This is a genomic window from Mycolicibacterium canariasense (genome assembly GCF_002101555.1).
Lineage (GTDB): Bacteria > Actinomycetota > Actinomycetes > Mycobacteriales > Mycobacteriaceae > Mycobacterium > Mycobacterium canariasense.
This window is the reverse complement of sequence record NZ_LQOL01000089.1, coordinates 1-1,589: the sequence shown is the minus strand read 5'-3', so window position 1 is coordinate 1,589 and position 1,589 is coordinate 1. Positions and strand designations below refer to the sequence as shown.

The 1,589-nt window shown below is 67.7% G+C and carries 2 protein-coding genes; both read left to right on the top strand.

The window, feature by feature from the left end:
• The first annotated feature begins 620 nt into the window (after window positions 1–620).
• Entirely contained in the window at window positions 621–812 is a 192-nt protein-coding gene (locus AWB94_RS30205; RefSeq protein WP_062659597.1) for a helix-turn-helix transcriptional regulator, read from the top strand.
• Window positions 812–1,589 (top strand): HNH endonuclease (locus tag AWB94_RS30200; protein ID WP_207626225.1); only part of this gene is annotated, 778 nt, incomplete at its 3' end. The genes AWB94_RS30205 and AWB94_RS30200, both read left to right, overlap by 1 nt.

Sequence of the window (1,589 nt, the reverse complement as noted above, 5' to 3'; positions counted from 1 at the left end):
GACGCATGCATCGGCAGCGACGCAGCCAGCCACCAGGCCGCCATCGACAACGGCATCGACGGCCGACGCCTGGTCGTGGATCGAGCCCTGATGCCGCCTAAGCCCTCCGACATGCCAGCCCGCCGCCCCGGCACCGAATGCCCAACCCCAGCCAAACACGCCTACCGCTCCCAAGCCCGCGCCCTGCGCGCCCAACGCGCACTCCGCCTCCCCGCCGGGCAGAAAGACCACCTCCACCCATACCGATGCCCCGGGGGCCACTGGCACCTCACCCACCAAACCCCCGCCGAGCAAGCCGAAGTCGCGCGGCGAATCCGACGGTACGGACGGCGGAAACCGGCATGAGGCGCATCTGCGACGGGTGCCGCGCCGGACGCCACCCACACCACACCTGGGGACCCAACGCCCCCGAAGTCCTCCGCGGCGAACACCGAGTCGGCGACGATGCCGGCTGCCCGAACGTCGTCGGCCCATGGGCGGAACAACACGAATGCGAATGCCGACACGTCAACCCGCCACGCGGTAAACCACCGCACCCGCACTGCCCAACCTGCCGGTGCACCCCGGCCTAGTACACAAAGCGACAGCACGATCACGCACGGTTCAGGAGTAGACAACAGATGACAGCGCAGCCGCGGCGGTGGGGCACCAAAAGTGATGTCGCCGAACACCTCCAAGTCAGCACCAAGACCGTCGAGCGCATGACCGAACGCGGCGAGCTCCGAGCCTACGCCGTCGGCCGCCGACTCGTCCGCTACGACATGGCCGAGGTCGACGCGATGCTCGCCGCCGACACTGAGGCGGTCGACTGATGGCCGTATCGAAGCGGCTCCGGTTCGAGATCCTCCGCCGCGACAACCACACCTGCCGATACTGCGGCCGCCGCGCACCCGAGGTGCAACTCCACGTCGATCACGTCGTGCCCACCACCCTCGGCGGCACCGACGACCCGACCAACCTCGTCGCCGCGTGCGCAGACTGCAACAGCGGGAAATCAGCAACCCCAGTCGACTCACCCACCGTGCGCGACGTCGACTCCGACGTTGTCCGGTGGCGCCGGGCCATCGCAGTGGCCGCGCAGGAGAGCCAACGGGACCGCGCTGAAACGCAGCGGTTGAAGGCATGGTTCGACACCCAGTGGAAATCCTGGTCAAGCGGCGGCGGGCGGGATGTGCCGCGGCCCGATAGCTGGGGTGCCAGCGTCGAACAGTTCCTCAACCGCGGCCTGAGCATCGACGACCTGACCGACCTCATCGAAGTGGCCATGACCTCCCGCGTGTCGACGAACGACACCTGGAAGTACTTCTGCGGCTGCAGCTGGAAGCGGATCAAGAAACTGGAGGACCGCGCCACCGAACTGGTCCATGAGCAACCGCCGACAGACCCGACGCCGCTCACGACACGATGGACCCAGGCCGACATCGACGCGACAGTGGCCAACGCCCTCGACATCGCCGCCAGGTACGTCGACCCCGACGACATCGGGTACGTCGCTTGCCGGCACCAAGAAACCGGTTACTGCCCCGACCCTGGCTGCGCGCTGCAATACGCCACTGCCATCGAATGGATGACCATGAACGCGGTCCACG